A 16,852-nucleotide genomic window follows, 5' to 3' on the forward strand; every position below is an offset into this window, starting at 1 on the left:
GGCCTGGCCTGGTGCCAGCATGCAGCGCTGGCAACCTGGGCCATCCACGGGAGTGGGAGCATGAGTGAGGTTCTCCAATCGAGTGAGCCATCGCGGCTCTCCAATGTGCTGGTCGCCGCCTCGATGCGCGCGGACCAGTGGCGACAACTGAATGCCACCGCGCGGGCATGGTCGTTCGCGGCGGGCGGTCCCAATGCGAAGGGCCTGCACGCCAACTGCCAGAGCCAGTTCAACACGGTGCTGCTGATCGAGCATTGCTGGGCCTACCCCGGCGAACGCCTGCTGGGCGAGGTGCGCGAGGCGCTGGATCGCGGCGATGCCGCGTTGTTCGCGCGACTCGTGCACAAGATCTCCGCGGCCATCCTCTCCGGCGACTACCGTCGCGACGAGCGGGTCTGGGACAGCGGTGACGACCTGGACGCCACCGCCCTCGACGCCCTGCCGCCGGACATCACCGGCATCAATGAAAAACCCTATTTCGAAGTACTGGTGGTGACGCCCAGCGATCCGGCGCAGTGGCAGCGTTCCAAGGACGAGATGCGCCGCATGCGCCGTCCCGACGATGCCTTCCACTTTGCGGTGGTGCACGCCGGCAGCTTCGAGGATGCCGCGCTGGCGGTGATGGTCAACAACGACCTGCAGGCCGTGGTGCTGATGGATGGCTTCGGCTTCGCCTCGCGGCACGATGTGGCCGACCTCAAGGAGTTCCTGTCGCGCCATATCCGCGTGGATCACAGCGACCTGGAGCCCGGCAGCCTGGCGCTGACGCTGGCGCGCACCATCGACGCGTTCCGGCCCGAACTGGATCTGTACCTGTTGACCGACCGTGCGCCGGAATCGTTGGCCGGCAGCGACGCCGCCGCGGTGCTGCGGCGCGTGTTCCATTACGTCGAAGAACCAATGGAGATTCATCTGTCGATCCTGGATGGCGTCAACGATCGCTACCTGACGCCGTACTTCGACAATCTCAAGAAGTACGCGATGCGCCCCATCGGCACCTTCCATGCCCTGCCGATCGCACGCGGCAAATCGATCTTCGGTTCGAACTGGATTCGCGACATGGGCCATTTCTACGGCACCAACATCCTGTTCGCCGAATCCTCCGCCACCACCGGTGGCCTGGACAGCCTGCTCGAACCCACCGGCACCATCAAGCGCGCGCAGGAGGCGGTGGCGCGCGCGTTCGGCGCCAAGCGCGCTTACCTGGGCACCAACGGCACCTCCACCTCCAACAAGATCGTGGTGCAGGCCGTGTGCAAGCCCGGCGATATCGTCATCGTCGATCGCAACTGCCACAAATCGCATCACTACGGGTTCGTGCTGAGTGGCGCGCAGCCATACTACGTCGAGGCCTTCCCGCTGACCCAGTACTCGATGTACGGCGCGGTGCCGCTGCGCACGATCAAGCAGGCGCTGCTCGATTGCGCCGCGGGCGGCAAGCTGGATCGGGTCAAGGTGATCGACCTGACCAACTGCACCTTCGACGGCCACATGTACAACCCGCGCCGGGTCATGGAGGAATGCCTGGCGATCAAGCCCGATCTGATCTTCCTGTGGGACGAAGCCTGGTTCGGCTTCGCCCGCTTCAACGCCCTGCATCGCCGCCGCACCGCCATGGGCGCGGCCGCCGCGCTGACCGCCCGCTATCGCAGCGCCGCCTATCGCGAGGAATACGAGGCCTGGAAATCCGGGCGCGGCGAAGTGGATCCCACCGATCCGGCGCTACTGGACGAGCGCTGGCTGCCCGACCCCGACAAGGTCCGCATCCGCGTCTACCAGACCAACTCCACCCACAAGTCGATGTCGGCGTTCCGCCAGGGTTCGATGATGCTGGTGTGGGACGAGGACTTCCATCACGTGGAAGGCCCGTTCGAGGAGGCGTTCTTCGCGCATACCTCCACCTCGCCCAACCTGCAGCTGATCGCCTCGCTGGATCTGGCACGCCGGCAGATGGAACTGGAAGGCTATGCACTGACCACGCGGATGACCGATCTGGCGCTGAAGATCCGCCGCGCCATCAATACCCATCCGCTGATCTCCAAGTACTTCAAGGTCGCCACGCCCGAGGACATGATCCCGGCCGAATACCGCGAATCCGGCCTGAAGGATTACGGACCGCCGCATGCCAGCTGGGCCGCTTCGGCCGAGGCGCTGGACAGCGACGAGTTCGCCCTGGATCCCACCCGGCTGACACTCATCTGCGGCGCCGCCGGTTTCGACGGCACCCAGTTCAAGGGCATGCTCGCCGAGCGTTTTGATATCCAGATCAACAAGACCTCGCGCAACAGCGTGCTGGTGCAGACCAACATCAACAACACCCATAGCGATGCGGCGTTACTGATCAAGGCGCTGGCCGATCTGTCACGCGAAATCGAGTCGCGGCTGTCGCAGGAAGGCACGCTGGGCCAGCAGGTCTTCGCGGATCGGGTCAAGTCGCTGATGACCGACGTGCCGGACCTGCCCAACTTCAGCCGCTTCCACGATGCCTTCCGCGATGACCCCAGCGGCGCCAGCAACGAGGGCCACATGCGGCCGGCCTTCTTCATGGCCTACGAGGAAGCCAACTGCGAATTCGTCAAGTTGAACAGCGAAGACGTGGATCGGCGTCTGCGCGAAGGCCCGGAAATGGTCTCGGCGAACTTCGTCATCCCCTACCCGCCGGGCTTTCCGATCATGGTGCCCGGCCAGGTCATCACCGCCGACACCATCGCCTTCATGCGCAAACTGGACGTCAAGGAAATCCACGGCTACCACGCCGCGCAGGGCATCAAGCTGATCACCCCCAGCAAGCTGGCCAGTCGTCGCGCCAGCTCCGTGCAATGACCGAACCCACCGAATGCGGAGGCAGCTGTCATGCAAGCATTTTTCCAGTTTTTGGCTGACAACCCTTACATCCTGCTGTTTTTCACGGTGGGCATGGCGGTCCTGGTCGGCAAGTTTTCGGTCAAGGGCTACGGCCTGGGCATGGTCGCCGCTGCCGTGGTGGTGGGTGCGGCGCTGGCCACGTGGGCATCGACCTACGGGGTGAAGCTGCAGCTCGACAACTTCGCCAAGTCGCTCTTCTATTACCTCTTCATGTACGGCGTGGGCCTGCGCGTGGGTCCGGCGTTCTTCAACAGCCTGAAGAAGGACGGCATTACCTTCACCATCCTGGCCGTGGTGTGCTCGGTGCTGGGCCTGGCGCTGGTGGTGCTCATGTCCAAGTGGCTGGAACTGCCCGCCGGCGCCGCCGGTGGCGTGCTGGCCGGCTCGCAGACCATGTCCGCGGCGATCGGCACGGCCGAGATGGCGATGGAGCAAGGCGCCTACAAGGTCCCCACCGGATCCACCGCCGAACAGGTCTCCGGCATGATCGCGCTCGGCTACGGCGTGACCTACATCTGGGGCACAGTCGGCATCATCCTAATCTGCAAGTACCTGCCGCGCTGGTGGGGCGTGGATGCCAAGAAGGCCGCGCGTGAATACGAACAGGCCAATGGCGTGCGCAACGTCGATGACGCCGCCCTGAGTGGCTATCGCGGCGGTGGCCTGCGCGCCTACCGGCTGGACAACGCACAAGTGGCGGGCCAGACCATCGCGCAGTTCCGCAAGACCTATCCGCAGTATCGGATCGCCAACGTCCGCCGCGGCGACGAGTCGCTGGGCTCGGCCACCGATCTGGTGCTCAAGCAGGGCGACGTGATCGCGCTGGGCGGCAAGCTCGGCGATCTCACCGCCAACCTGGGCCTGATTGGCGCCGAAGTGGATGATCCGCAGGCGCTCAACATCCCGCTGGATCAGGCCGAGATCCTGGTCACCGAAAAATCCTTCGTCGGGCAACCGCTGCGCACGCTGGCCAGCGAGGATTTTGCCGGGCAATTGCAGGTCACCCGTCTCGAACGATCCGGCGAACCGATGCCGGTGGGTGCGGACACCGAACTCAAGCGCCTGGACGTGCTGTTTGTCACCGGCCTGAAGAGTGCGGTCGACAAGGCGGCCGGCCTGCTGGGCAAGGTGGCGCGTCCGAGCAGCGCGACGGATCTGCTGACCCTGTCCGGCGGCATGGTGCTGGGCCTGCTGATCGGCAAGATCAACGTGCCGGTCGGTGATTTCTCGGTGGGCCTGGGCAATGCTGGCGGCTTGTTGCTGTCAGGCATCCTGGTGTCGTCGGTGGTGTCGCGCCTGCGCTACTTCGGCAGCACCCCCAACGCCGCCCGCAACATCCTCGAAGATCTGGGCCTGGTGACCTTCATCGCCATCGTCGGCATCAACGCCGGCGCCACGTTGCTGGAACAGCTCACGGGTTCGGTGGCGGTCAAGATCTTCCTGGCCGGCTTTGTCGCCAGTACCGTGCCGCCCTTCATCACCTGGGCCATCGGCTACCACATCTTCAAGATCAACCCCGCCGTGTTGATGGGTGGCGTGGCCGGATCGCGGTCGCACTCCGGACCGGCGCGTGAAGCGGCCAAGGAAATCGACAGCACGGTGCCGTGGGTCGGGTTCCCGGTCGGCTATGCCGTGTCGGGCGTGCTTTATACCGTGTTCGGTTACTTCGCGATGGTGCTGTCGCAATAGCACGATTTAAGGAGCCGCCATGGACGCGATGTCATTGAAAAAGGCGCGTGCCGGCCGGCCGCGCCTGATGATGCTGCTGCTGGCGAGCGCCTTGCCGCTGTCGGCGGCGGCGCAGACCAGCACGCCCACCGCTCCGCCGGCAGCCACCACCGCTGCCGCCGACACGCCGGTGACGTCCTCGACCGAACTGGGACAGACCCCGATCGACGAGGCCTTCGGCCCGCGCGATCACGCCGACTGGGTACGGGAAACGCGGCGCAAGGCGTTCGAGGACACCCATTGGGACATCCAGCTGCGCACCTTCTATCTGGATCGGGACAAGTACGACGACACCCAGAGCGAAGCCTGGGCGCTGGGTGGATCGGTGGGCTTCAAGACCGGCTATTTCCGCGATCGTTTCGCCTTCGGCGCCACCGGCTACACCTCGCAGAAACTTTACGGCCCGGAAGACAAAGACGGTACGTTGCTGCTGCAGACCGGGCAGGAAGGCTACACGGTGCTCGGCGAGATCTATGGAGAATTCCTGCTCAATGAGGACACCCGCCTGAGCATCGGGCGGCGCGGCTTCGACACGCCCTACCTCAACCGCAACGATGCGCGCATGACCCCCAACACCTTCGAGGCGATCACCGTGCAGGGCCTGTACGGCGGCGAAGACGGCAAGGCGGAGTGGCGTTTCGGCGGCGGCTACTTCGACGAGATCAAGGAGCGCACGTCGGAGGAGTTCGTCTCGATGGCCACCGACGCCGGCGCGCCGGCCGGCATCGAGCGTGGGGTCTACGCCCTCGGCGGCAACGTCAAGGCCGGCGATTTCTCGTTCGGCGCCATCGACTACTACAGCGACGACATCATCAACATCTTCTACGCCGAGGGAAAATACGCCATCCCGCTGGCCGACAAGCTCAAGCTGCAGTTCGCCGTGCAGTATTCGGATCAGACCAGCACCGGCGATGAACTGCTGCGCGGCACCGACTTCTCCGCCGACCAGTGGGGCGGCAAGGCGGAGCTGGCCTGGCATGGCGCCTTGTTCAGTGCGGCCTACACGCGCGCCGGCGGCGACACCAACATGCAGAACCCCTGGAGTGGCTATCCGGGCTACACCAGCGTGCAGGTCGAAGACTTCAATCGCGATGGCGAAAAGGCCTGGATGCTGCGGGCCGGATACACCTTCGAGTCGATCAAGGGCGCCAGCATCTACGCCTTGTATGTGGACGGCTCCGATCCACAGGCACCCGGCGACTACGCCAAGAACGAGACCGACTTCAACGTGCAGTGGACGATTCCGGAAGGCATCTTCAAGGGCCTGATGCTGCGCCTGCGCTACGCGCACGTGCGCCAGGATGACCCGATGGGAACCAACCTGGATGACCTGCGCCTGATGATCTACTACGACCCACCCAAGTTCTGAGCCCGCCACGGGGAGCCAGCCCACATGCAGTGGATCACGTCGATGCTGGCGCGCTATCCGGAACTGGCCGTGTATCTGGCGCTCGGCATCGGCTACTGGGTCGGCAACCTGCGCCTGCGCGGCTTCTCCCTGGGCGGAGTCACCGGCTCCCTGCTGGCCGGCATGTTGCTGGGTTGGCTGTTCGAGGTGCCGGTATCGGGCGCGGCCAAATCGCTGGTGTTTCTGCTGTTCCTGTTCGGGATCGGCTATGAAGTCGGCCCGCGCTTCCTGTCGGCGATGAAGGGCGATGGCTGGCGCTTTGCCGCGCTCGGCATCTTCATGCCGCTGGTAGGCCTGCTGATCGCCTGGCTGGTGGCGCGCCACCTGCGCCTGGACCCCGGCCTGGCGGCCGGCATGCTGTCCGGCGCGCTGACCGAATCGCCGGCAATGGGAACCGCGAGCGAAGCGATCCAGGCGCTGACCATCGATGCGGCCACCAAGGAACGCTACCTGGCCCACGTCGGTGTCGGCGATGCCTTGTGCTACGTGTCCGGCGCCTTGGGCGTGATCCTGACCTGCACGGTGTTCGGGCCGGCGTTGTTGCGCATCGATCTGGCGGCGCACGCCCTGACCCTGGAAGCGCGTTACGGCATAACCCGCGTGCGCTCGGGCGTGGCCTCGGCCTGGCAGCCGTTCGAGACGCGCGCGTATCGGGTGGCCGCGACGGCGCGCATCATCGGCCTGAGCATTGCCCAGGCCGAACGCTCGATGGAAGGCAAGCGACTGTTCGTGCATGGCATCCGCCGCGACGGCGCGCTGCTGGATCTGGAGGCCACCACCGTCATCCAGCCCGAGGACGTGATCGCCATCAGTGGTCGCCGCGAGGTGCTGGTGGATCTGGTTGGCGCGCGCGCCACCGAAGTCGAAGACCCTGCCCTGCTCGACATCCCGATGGCCTCGCATGAGGTGTTCGTCAGCAAGCCCGGCTGGGCCGGTCGCACCCTGGAAGAGTTGGGCGAGTGCGACGAAGTGCGCGCGGTGTTCCTGCGCCGCATCCATCGCAACGGCCAGTCGATCCCGATCGGTACGCGGACCACGCTCGAGCGTGGCGACGTGCTGCAGGTGGTCGGCCCGGAAGCGGCCGTGGCGGGAGCGGCCGCGCAACTGGGCGAGATCATCCATGCCACCGACAGCACCGACTTCGTGGTGGTGGGGCTGGCGATTTTCGTGGGCGCACTGCTGGGTGCGGTCATTGCGGTTCCGATTGGCAGCATCACCGTCACCATCGGCACCAGTGTCGGTGCACTGCTGGCGGGCCTGGTGATCGGCCATGTGCGGGTGCGCCGTCCGTTGTTCGGGCGGGTGCCGGATGCGGCGGTGAAATTCATGCAGTCGTTCGGCCTGGCCGCGTTCGTGGCGATGGTCGGGTTGGGCGCGGGGCCGCATTTCCTGGGCGCGATCAGGGAATCCGGACTGGGCCTGTTCCTCGGCGGCATCGTCGTGACCATGGTGCCGCTGCTGACGGGCTTGTGGTTTGGACGCAAGGTGTTGAAGATCGATCCGCTGCTGCTGCTCGGCGCCATTTCCGGCGCGCAGACCTTCACTGCCGGTCTGGCGGCATTGCAGGAGAAATCGGACAGTTCGATCGCCGTGATCGGTTACACCGGATCCGTGGCGGTGGCGCATGTGTTCCTGACCACCTGGGGCACGGTGATTGTCATCGCCATGAGCTGATCGCCCGGCGCTTCCGCTAGCGAAGCGGGCGACGCCGGTGCAGACAAAAAGGGCTGCCCGCGCACGGGCAGCCTCTGTCCACTCGCGGATCGTGCGGCTTACTCTTCTTCGTCGCCACCCTGGTCGCCTTGCTTCTGGCCACCCTGATCCTGGCGTCCCTGGCCCTGCCCACCCTGCTGGTTCTGGCCACCCTGCGGATTCTGTTCGCGCTGCTGACCTTGACCACCTTGCTGGTTCGGATCGCGCTGCTGACCCTGCCCGCCTTGCTGACCCTGGCCACCTTGCTGATTCTGGCCACCCTGCTGTTGTTGCTGCTGTCCCTGCTGCCGATCATCGCGCTGTGGTTGATCGGCTTGGTTGCGCTCGTTGCTCATGACGTTCTCTCTGTGATGTGCCTGTGCGGCATGGACAACATCGAACACTCCGCATGAAGAGCAAGTCGCAGTACGCGGATTTATTCGCGGGCTATACTTCGGTCGGCCTGGCAAAGGTGCCCGCGACGTCGCGACGCCTGCACACGGAGAAAAATTTGCACGCAGTAGCCAATACCGCCTGGTGGCACGACGGCTTCGCCGAATGGTCGCTGATCGCGATGCCCGCCGTGGAAGTGGTGGCGATACTCGCCGTCGCCTGGTTGTTGCGGCGGCTGCTGCGTGGCGTGATCCGGCGCGTCTGCGACCGCTATGGCATCGCCACGGAGCTGGCGATCGGCGCACGCCGCCTGCTCAGCGTGCTGATCTATACCGTTGCAACGATGCTGGTCCTGGCCCGACTGGGTGTGTCCGGCGCGGCCCTGTGGACCGCGTTGACCGGCTTCACCGCGGTGGCGGCCATTGCGTTCTTCGCCGCGTGGAGCGTGCTGTCCAATCTGTTCTGCAGCCTGCTGATCCTGACCACGCGGCCGTTCCGCGTGCAAGATCACGTGGAACTGCTGGAAGGCGGCGACAAGCCCGGCCTGGGCGGACGCGTGGTCGATATCAACCTGCTCTACACCACGCTGCTGGAAACCGACGGCACGCATGGCGATACCGTCCTGCAGGTGCCCAACAGCCAGTTCTTCCAGCGCATCACCCGGCGGTGGCGCAGCGGCGAGCCGATTCGGCGCCAGCGGATCGACAGCTGATGGGGAGGATGTGTCCGGCGGCGGAACATCCCGCCCAAGACCACTGCCGCCAGCGTCCGAGCAGCATGGCGGTCACGCTCTCGTCGTCGGGATCGCGCAGATCCACCCAGGCTGTCATCGTCCAGCGCCACGCTGGCCAGTTGTTCCGGCCGAAGTTCCTCATCCTTGGCGTCGACCTTGAACAGGCGTGCGTGGAAGGCGTCCTTGGTTGCCCCGTTGTCCATGACCTTACTCACCGAACGACCCCACCGGCCGCATTCCGCACCGTCAGGCCCGGGCCACGCCCAGGCTGGCGCGCAAGCGCGCGCCGGCGTATTCCTGCGCTTCCTGCGCCTTGGCCACCACCGCAGCCGTGCCGAAGAATTCGTGGCTGACGCCCGTATAGATCTTGCGCTCCACCGACACGCCCGCCGCTTCCAGGGCATCCTTCAGATGCTCGCCATCGCTGCGCAAGGGATCGATGGTGGCGTTGATGATGGTCACCGGCGGCAAACCCGCCAAGCCGGCATGTTCGAGATCCAGGCGCGTGTCCTGCTTGTCGGCGTCGGTGCGCAGCAGATGGCCAAGGAACCATTCGATCATCGGCCGGTTGAGCGGCTTGGCGATCGCGTTCTCCAGGTACGACACGGTGTTGAGGCTGCCGGTCTGCGCGACGGGATAGACCGCCAACACGTGGCGCGGCGCGACCAGGCCAAGCTGGCGGGCCTCGACGGCGGTGGCGACGGCCATGCAGCCGCCCGCACTCTCACCGGCAATCGCCAGGCGTGCAGGATCGGCGCCGAGGGCAGCCGCGTTCTCGCCCAGCCAGCGCCACGCATCCACGCAGTCGTCCCAGGCGGCGGGGAACTTGTGCTCGGGCGCCTGCCGGTAATCCACCGACACCACCACCGCTCCTGTCTGCTTGGCCAGCCCGCGCGCACCACCGTCGTACACCTCGGCGTTGGCGATGACCCAGCCGCCGCCATGGATGTAGAGGATGGCCGGCACGTCGCGCGCGCCCTGCGGGGTGTACACCAGGGCATGCAGCGGACCACCGCGGGCGGGGATGCTCATCGACTTGCGCGTCACGCCGGGCACCAGCGCTTCCGGATCGGTTGAACGACCTTGTTTCTGCAGCAGGTGTTTGACCGCGTCGGCGATGGTGGGTTGCTGACGGGCTTCGTTGGCGCTGAGTTTTTCGATCGCCTTGGGCTCCAGTTCGCCATGCGCCTTGGCCAGCTCATGCATGTCGTCATCCAGGCGCAGTGCGCCTACCGCATCGGCCAGGGTGTCGATGATGAGATTGGGTTTTCCGTCGTTGTCGTTCGGCATAAGTCTCCGGCAGGGGATGAGTGATCTTCAGCTTCGCTTGCTTTCTTGTTTCGCATCCGGACGATGAAGAGCGCGTCGAGCGTGCGACTCGAACAGGACGAACGAATGATTCACGACGCCGCGGGAAACACGCCGCGAATGATCCGCGTACTGCCGGTCTCGGCCAGCCGCGCGCCCTTGATCAGCGCCAGCGCCTGCTTCTTCAATACCTCGGTGCGCGAGCCTACGCAGTCGGACGGTATCCACAGCTTGAATTCGCGCATGTTGGCGTCCTGCGCAGTGGCCAGGATGCAGGAATCGGCCGACAGGCCGGTCAGCACCAGCTGGCGCACCTTCAACTTGGCCAGCAGCACGTCCAGCGCGGTGGCGAGGAAGGCGGAGTGCTTGGGCTTGAGGATGTAGTAATCGCCCTGCCGCGGCGACAGGCGTTCGACGATTTCCGCCGCGTGGCCACCTTCGGCTTCGCAGGCACGCACCAGATCGTGGAATTCGCCCTGCCATTGCGCGAAGTTGTCGTTGACGTAGATGACCGGCGCCTGCGCCTGCTCGAAACGCTCGCGCAGCTGCGCGATCCGCGGCGCCGCGTGGACGGCGGCACGCCCCAGTCGCGCGCCACCCTCGAAGTCGAATCGGTTGATCATGTCGATGATCAACAGTGCTGTCTTCCCCTTCTCCATGCGTCAATGGACGATTCAGGGCGTAAGCACGACCTTCCGGCAATCATCCTCGCGCTTGTTGAAGATGTCGTAGCCCTTGGCGGCGTCGGCCAGCGACATGCGGTGCGAAATGATCACCTCAGGCGCCAGCTTGCCTTCGCCGATCGCTTCGAGCAGCTCGGGCAGCAGCGCCTGCACATGCGTCTGGCCCATCTTGAAGGTCAGCCCTTTGTCGAACGCATCGCCGAACAGGAAGCCATGGATGAAGCCCGCATACACACCCGGCACGCTGACGATGCCGCCGCGCCGCGTGGCCGCGATGCATTGGCGCAGCACCTTGCCGCTGGAACCTTCCAGCTTGAGGTTGGTCAGTACGGTCTCGGTGGTGCTGCCCTTGGCTTCGAAGCCCACCGCATCGATGCTCGCGTCCACGCCGCGCCCGCTGGTTGCTTCGACGATGACCTCGGCCGGATCGTCCTGCTCATCGAAGTTGATCGGCACCACGCCGTAGGTGGCGCGGGCGAAATCGAGGCGGTACTGGTTATGGTCGATCATGAAGATCGTCTCGGCGCCGAGCATGCGTGCGCTGGCCGCGGCCATGCAGCCGACCGGGCCGGCGCCGAAGATCGCCACGGTCGAGCCCTGCTTGATGCCGGCGTTGATCACGGCCTGATAGCCGGTGGGCAGGATGTCGGAGAGAAACAGCACCTGCTCGTCGCTCAGCACGTCCGGCACCGCGAACGGCCCGACATTGGCCTTGGGCACGCGCACCAGCTCGGCTTGCCCGCCCGGCACGCCGCCGTAGAGGTGGCTGTAGCCGAACAGGGCGGCGGGCGGCTTGATGCCCTTGGCATTCATCGCCGCGCCATGCCCGGGGTTGGTGGTTTCGCAAGCCGAGTACTCGTTGAGCAGGCAGTGGAAGCATTCACCACAGGCGATCACGAACGGAATCACCACGCGATCTCCCACCTTCACCCGCTCCACGCCGGGGCCAGCGGCCTCCACGATGCCCATGAACTCGTGGCCGAGGATGTCGCCGTCTTTCATGCCGGGAATCTTGCCGCGGTAGATATGCAGATCCGAACCGCAGATCGCGGTGGCGGTCACGCGCAGGATGATGTCGTCGTCGGCAACCAGAGAAGGATCGGGGACGGTTTCGACGCGTACGTCGCGCGTGCCTTGGTAAGTCAGTGCTTTCATGCTGTTTTCCGCGGGAGATTTCCCTCCACCCTGCGGTTTCGATCATCAAGAGAGAGTGAGGCGGCGCGCTGACCTTTCGTCGACATCACTGCCTGCGTACGGCGCAGACGCCTGGTGTCGACATCGTGTTCACCCCCTGCGCCTATGTTGACGAGGTCGTCCTTCCCGATCGAGCACGCCACATGGCCAGCAAGAAGAAAGCCCCCGCAGCTACCCCACGCGCAAAGTCGGCCGCACGTTCCGACAGCGGCCCCCGCCGCAGCGCGTCGCAAAAACCCGCACGTCCCGTGGATGCGGTGCCCGCTGAGGTGGATGCACTGGCGGCGCAGCGGGCATGGAATTCGGACAAGCCTGCCGAGCACGGCCGCAAGGGCGCGACGGAGCCGCCGGAAGGCGAGCATTTTGCCGCGGCCTCGGCAGCGGTCGGCGCCAGCACCACCAGCGAATCCAATGACAACGACAAACTGGGCGGGGCGGCGGCTCCTGGCGTGGACACCACGACCGCGCCGTTGTCGCGCGTGCGCAACGACGCCACCGATCAGCGCCTGACCACCAACCAGGGCGTGCCGGTCGGCGACAACCAGAACAGCCTGAAGTCCGGCCTGCGTGGCCCCACGCTGCTCAAGGACTTCATCCTGCGCGAAAAGATCACCCACTTTGATCACGAACGCATCCCCGAGCGCATCGTGCACGCGCGTGGCTCCGGGGCGCATGGCTACTTCGAGGCGTATGAGGCGCTGACCGATCTGACCCGCGCCGCTCCGTTCCAGCAGGCCGGCAAGGTCACGCCGGTGTTCGTGCGCTTTTCCACCGTGGCCGGCGAGCGCGGCTCCAAGGACACCGCCCGCGATGTGCGTGGCTTCGCGGTCAAGTTCTACACCGACGAGGGCAACTGGGATCTGGTGGGCAACAACATCCCGGTGTTCTTCATCCAGGACGCGATGAAGTTCCCGGACCTCGTGCATGCGGTCAAGGCCGAGCCGCACCATGGCATGCCGCAGGCGGCCTCGGCGCACGACACGTTCTGGGATTTCGTGTCGTTGATGCCCGAGTCGACCCATATGCTCACCTGGGTGATGTCCGATCGCGGCATCCCCCGCAGTTACCGGATGATGCAGGGTTTTGGCGTGCACACGTTCCGTCTGGTCAATGCGGAAGGCCAGTCGGTGTTCTGCAAGTTCCACTGGTCGCCCAAGCTGGGCACGCACTCACTGGTGTGGGATGAGGCAGTCAAGATTTCCGGCGCGGATCCGGATTTCCACCGCCGTGATCTGTGGGAAGCAATCGAGGCCGGCGACTTCCCGGAGTGGGAGCTGGGGCTGCAGATCTTCAGCGAAGAGCAGGCCGAGGCCTTCAGCTTCGACGTGCTGGACGCGACCAAGATCGTGCCCGAGGAACTGGTACCGGTGCGTCCGGTCGGTCGCCTGGTGCTCAATCGCAATCCGGACAACTTCTTTGCCGAGACCGAGCAGGTCGCCTTCTGCACGGCGCATGTCATTCCCGGCATCGACTTCAGCAATGACCCGCTGCTGGCCGGGCGCATCCACTCCTACGTGGATACGCAGATCAGCCGTCTGGGCGGACCCAACTTCCACGAGATTCCGATCAACTCGCCGATTGCGCCGGTCCACAACAACCAGCGCGATGGCATGCACCGGCAGGCGATCCATCGCGGCCGCGTCTCCTACGAACCCAATTCGCTGGGCGGCGGCTGTCCGTTCCAGGCCGGCGGCGCGGGCTTTGTCTCGTTCGCCGAGCCACCGCAGGGCGATGAAGTGCGCGCCAAGCCGGAGAAGTTCGCCGAGCATTTCGCCCAGGCCACCCTGTTTTACGAGAGCCAGTCCCCGGCCGAACAGCGGCATATCGCGGCGGCGTTCCGCTTCGAGCTGAGCAAGCTGACCGTGCCGGCGATTCGCGTGCGCGTGGTGTCGATGCTGCGCAACGTGTCCGAGGAGCTGGCCGCGCAGGTCGCATCGGGCCTGGGCATGCCGCTGCCCGAGCCGATGCCGCGCGCGTTCAAGGGCAAGCTCACGCCGGAAGTGACCGCGTCACCGACGCTGTCCCTGCTCGCCCGTCCCGGTGAGGAAGGCATCCGCAGCCGCAAGATTGCCGCGTTCGTGCACGCAGGCAGCGATGTCGCCGCTCTGGCGACCCTGCAAGCGGCGCTCACCGGAGCGGGCGCGAGCGTGCGCGTGGTGGGGCCGCATGTCGGCACGCTGCAGGGCGAAGGCGGCGACATCGATGCCGATGCCTCGTTCGAGAACGAGCCGGGATTCCTGTTCGATGCCATTGCCGTGATCGGCGGCGACCAGCCGGTGGAAGCACTGTCCGGTGACGGCCGCGTGCTGGAGCATCTGCGCGACGCTTATCGCCATGGCAAGCCGCTGCTGGCCACCGGCATGGCGGCGCGGGTGTTGTCGATGGCCGGCATCGATGTGGAGGATGACCAGGATCCGGCCGTCGTGATCGCCGGCGACGCGCTGAGCGAGGAAGGCGTACGTCCGTTCGTCGAGGCAATCACCGCGCATCGCAATTTTGATCGCGAGACCGACCCGTCGCTGGTCTAGCAGCGGCGGGCCGGACACCGGCCACTTCAGGCCGCGCGTTGGGGCCGGCGCACGGCGCGTACCTTGGCGGTGTTGCCGCCGCCGCAATAGAACGTGTCGGTGCCGTCGAACTCCAGCCCACTGACATGGATGCCGCTGGGCAGTTGCAGGCGTTCCAGTACGCGGCCATCGCTGGCATCAATCCGGCGCAGCTCGCTGTCGTCGCCTTCCCAGGTGGCGTGCCAGAGTTCGCCGTCGGCCCAGGTCACACCGGTGACGAAGCGATCGGATTCAATCGTGCGCAGGATTGCGCCGGTGTCCGGATTGATTTGATGGATCTTGCGATCCCGGTACTGGCCGACCCACAGGCTGCCCTCGGCCCAGGCCATGCCGGAATCGCGCCCTTCACCCGGTGCGGGAATCGAGGCCAGCACCTTGCCCGTGGCCGGATCAATCTTGTCGATGCGTGCTTCGGCCAACTGGTACAGATGCTTGCCGTCGAATGCGGTGCCGGCGTCAGCGGGCACGGCCAGGCTCTGGCGCTCACGACCATCGGCCGGATCAAAGGCGACCAAGCGTGAGCCCAGAGCGGCCCAGACCTGCGTGCCGTCGTGCGAAACACCGGCGACCTGGGCGGCGCCGCCGAAGGGACCGTATTCGCGCAGCACATCGACCTGCTGCACCGTGGCTTCGTTCTTGCGGGAGGTTGCGGTAGTCATATCGTTCTCCGTGAGGCGCCGGGCTTGGCGCCGTGGAATCACTCTAGTCAGAGTGGCAGCGCGGACGGGAGTAACAAGATCGTCGTGAATCCGCGCAAGGGCGCCGCCAGCCAGCGCTGCGCGCGTCCCCGACCGACGCTGCGTACCTGGCCGGCGGCTTCCAGATCCGCGAGCGAGCGTTGCACGGTGCGCTGACTGTCGCCCACCGCGAGCGTCAATGCGGAAGTGGACCAGGGCTGGCCATCGGCAAGCAGTGCCAGCAGCGAGGCCGACAATGGCGAATGATCCTCATCGGTGGGCGGCGCCAACAGCACCACGTCGCGATCATCGTACGCCTGCAGTTGAAAGCCGCGTGGCGTCGCCTCAATCCGCACATGCGGCGCCAGCAGTTTGCGCAGACGACCCATCTCCACCCGCAGGCGCGCGCGATGCGTCTCATCGGGCATCCAGCTGCGGAACACCTGGCCAATCAGCGCCGTGCGCTCGACATCCCCAGGCCAGGCCTGTGCCAGTTCGCGCAGCAAGTCGAACAGCAGCGGTCGCCGGGTCAAGCCATACCAGTGACCATCGATGCGCACGCCGCGACGGCAACCATCCACCACCAGGCTCGCGCTCTCGAACAGGGCTTCCACCTGCGCCAGACGCAGTGGCTGCTGCTCGCCTGCACGGATCCGTCGTGCCGCCGGCCGTTGCAACGCCGCCTGGAGTGCCTGCACTTCGGCCAGCAACGCCGGAATGCCGGCCGCTTCTGCAGCATGCCGTGCGCATTGCAGTGCATGGCCCGCCACCTGGATCCGCACGCGACGCAGCGCCACTTCGGCGGTCGCCAGATGGGCACTGGCCGCCAGCGCGTGCGGCATTGCGTCGATGGGCAGGCCTTCCAAGGCCGTCTCAGCCGCATCGATCCGGCCCACCAGCAACTGCCGGCGGATGCCAATCAGCTGGGCATGCCAGGCGTTGCTCGGGTCACCGCGTGCCAGCAAATCCTGCACCGCAGTAAGCAGCCCGCGCGGGGAATGGGCCAGGTCGCGCATCGCCAGCGCCACTTCTGCTTCCGCGACGCTGCAACGGGCCCGCGCCAAAGCCTCATGTGTCCCGAAGCCGCGCCCGGCGCGGCGCAGCAGCTCGCGGGCACGCGGATAATCGCCCAGCTGGGCCATGGCGATACCGCGCAGGGCCACCGCCGGCGGCTCCTCGCGCAGGGCCACATGCTTGAGCGCAGTGATGGCGTCACCGGCCATCAAGGCCCGGCCGGCTGCAGCGATGAGGGAGTCCATCGGCCTAGGCTACTGCGGTCTGCCTGCGCAGGCACCCTCCAACGTCATGGGGCCAATGACTTGACGCGAGCGCTGACGCGGTTCTGTCATTGGCGGTGGCTAGTCTGGCGCGATCATGCTCCTGCCCAGCCTCGACGACAGTCCCACTCTCTTACTCGAATCCGCCCTGCGTCCCGGCGGCCTGCGCGCGGTGTTCCAGCCTTCCCGCTGACCACGCTGACCATTGGCGTGGTGCGCGTGCAGCCAGGCCGGTTCGGCAACGCCGAAGAAGTTGCTTCACAGGCCGCGGCGGCCAAGCGCCGGGCCAAACGGCTCAACCTGGGCCTGCATGTGCTGGACGAAGCG

At 65.9% G+C, this 16,852-nt stretch carries 12 protein-coding genes; 7 read left to right on the forward strand and 5 right to left on the reverse strand.

Annotated features, from left to right (window positions below; translation table 11 throughout):
- Window positions 1-60 precede the first annotated feature (60 nt).
- From B5X78_RS06445 to B5X78_RS06470, 6 genes are all read left to right on the forward strand, one after another.
- Window positions 61-2,823, forward strand: coding sequence for an aminotransferase class I/II-fold pyridoxal phosphate-dependent enzyme (locus B5X78_RS06445; RefSeq protein ID WP_079723603.1), 2,763 nt, complete (start codon window positions 61-63; stop codon window positions 2,821-2,823).
- Between the two features lie 30 nt (window positions 2,824-2,853).
- Entirely contained in the window at window positions 2,854-4,554 is a 1,701-nt protein-coding gene (locus B5X78_RS06450) for an aspartate:alanine exchanger family transporter (RefSeq protein WP_079723604.1), read from the forward strand.
- A gap of 19 nt (window positions 4,555-4,573) precedes the next feature.
- Window positions 4,574-5,962 (forward strand): OprD family outer membrane porin, encoded by a 1,389-nt coding sequence (locus tag B5X78_RS06455; protein ID WP_079723605.1) that lies wholly within the window; start codon window positions 4,574-4,576, stop codon window positions 5,960-5,962.
- A 24-nt stretch (window positions 5,963-5,986) separates the two neighbouring features.
- Window positions 5,987-7,675 (forward strand): aspartate-alanine antiporter-like transporter, encoded by a 1,689-nt coding sequence (locus tag B5X78_RS06460; protein ID WP_079723606.1) that lies wholly within the window; start codon window positions 5,987-5,989, stop codon window positions 7,673-7,675.
- 128 nt (window positions 7,676-7,803) lie between these two features.
- Window positions 7,804-8,106: a hypothetical protein gene (locus B5X78_RS18395; protein ID WP_176140787.1), complete on the forward strand. Its 303-nt coding sequence runs from the start codon at window positions 7,804-7,806 to the stop codon at window positions 8,104-8,106.
- Between the two features lie 161 nt (window positions 8,107-8,267).
- Window positions 8,268-8,798: a mechanosensitive ion channel family protein gene (locus B5X78_RS06470; RefSeq protein WP_139381510.1), complete on the forward strand. Its 531-nt coding sequence runs from the start codon at window positions 8,268-8,270 to the stop codon at window positions 8,796-8,798.
- Between the two features lie 267 nt (window positions 8,799-9,065).
- Here the strand turns inward: B5X78_RS06470 and B5X78_RS06475 are convergent, their stop codons facing one another.
- From B5X78_RS06475 to B5X78_RS06485, 3 genes are all read right to left on the reverse strand, one after another.
- Window positions 9,066-10,109 (reverse strand): alpha/beta hydrolase, encoded by a 1,044-nt coding sequence (locus B5X78_RS06475; protein WP_079723608.1) that lies wholly within the window; start codon window positions 10,107-10,109, stop codon window positions 9,066-9,068.
- A 110-nt stretch (window positions 10,110-10,219) separates the two neighbouring features.
- Window positions 10,220-10,786, reverse strand: a complete 567-nt coding sequence (locus B5X78_RS06480; RefSeq protein WP_079723609.1) for a cysteine hydrolase family protein — start codon at window positions 10,784-10,786, stop codon at window positions 10,220-10,222.
- A gap of 15 nt (window positions 10,787-10,801) precedes the next feature.
- Complete coding sequence (locus B5X78_RS06485; protein ID WP_079723610.1) at window positions 10,802-11,965, reverse strand: zinc-dependent alcohol dehydrogenase; 1,164 nt, start codon at window positions 11,963-11,965, stop codon at window positions 10,802-10,804.
- 287 nt (window positions 11,966-12,252) lie between these two features.
- Here B5X78_RS06485 and B5X78_RS18795 point away from each other — a divergent pair, with 287 nt between their 5' ends.
- Complete coding sequence (locus tag B5X78_RS18795) at window positions 12,253-14,532, forward strand: catalase (RefSeq protein WP_280522562.1); 2,280 nt, start codon at window positions 12,253-12,255, stop codon at window positions 14,530-14,532.
- A 26-nt stretch (window positions 14,533-14,558) separates the two neighbouring features.
- Here B5X78_RS18795 and B5X78_RS06495 read toward each other — a convergent pair whose 3' ends face one another.
- Entirely contained in the window at window positions 14,559-15,230 is a 672-nt protein-coding gene (locus B5X78_RS06495) for a Vgb family protein (protein ID WP_079723612.1), read from the reverse strand.
- Window positions 15,231-15,277: 47 nt separating this feature from the next.
- On the reverse strand, window positions 15,278-16,507 hold the full coding sequence (locus B5X78_RS06500) for a helix-turn-helix domain-containing protein (RefSeq protein WP_079723613.1): 1,230 nt from the start codon (window positions 16,505-16,507) through the stop codon (window positions 15,278-15,280).
- Window positions 16,508-16,852: the final 345 nt, after the last annotated feature.

This window comes from Pseudoxanthomonas indica, from assembly GCF_900167565.1.
GTDB classification, from domain to species: Bacteria; Pseudomonadota; Gammaproteobacteria; order Xanthomonadales; family Xanthomonadaceae; genus Pseudoxanthomonas_A; species Pseudoxanthomonas_A indica.

Excerpts from the sequence above, each read along its gene's own strand:
- B5X78_RS06470 (WP_139381510.1), top strand. The coding sequence starts at position 8,268 with ATGCCCGCCGTGGAAGTGGTGGCGATACTCGCCGTCGCCTGGTTGTTG.
- B5X78_RS06445 (WP_079723603.1), top strand. The coding sequence starts at position 61 with ATGAGTGAGGTTCTCCAATCGAGTGAGCCATCGCGGCTCTCCAATGTG.
- B5X78_RS06480 (WP_079723609.1), bottom strand. The coding sequence starts at position 10,786 with ATGGAGAAGGGGAAGACAGCACTGTTGATCATCGACATGATCAACCGA.
- B5X78_RS06500 (WP_079723613.1), bottom strand. The coding sequence starts at position 16,507 with ATGGACTCCCTCATCGCTGCAGCCGGCCGGGCCTTGATGGCCGGTGAC.
- B5X78_RS06455 (WP_079723605.1), top strand. The coding sequence starts at position 4,574 with ATGGACGCGATGTCATTGAAAAAGGCGCGTGCCGGCCGGCCGCGCCTG.
- B5X78_RS06475 (WP_079723608.1), bottom strand. The coding sequence starts at position 10,109 with ATGCCGAACGACAACGACGGAAAACCCAATCTCATCATCGACACCCTG.
- B5X78_RS06495 (WP_079723612.1), bottom strand. The coding sequence starts at position 15,230 with ATGACTACCGCAACCTCCCGCAAGAACGAAGCCACGGTGCAGCAGGTC.
- B5X78_RS06460 (WP_079723606.1), top strand. The coding sequence starts at position 5,987 with ATGCAGTGGATCACGTCGATGCTGGCGCGCTATCCGGAACTGGCCGTG.
- B5X78_RS06450 (WP_079723604.1), top strand. The coding sequence starts at position 2,854 with ATGCAAGCATTTTTCCAGTTTTTGGCTGACAACCCTTACATCCTGCTG.
- B5X78_RS06485 (WP_079723610.1), bottom strand. The coding sequence starts at position 11,965 with ATGAAAGCACTGACTTACCAAGGCACGCGCGACGTACGCGTCGAAACC.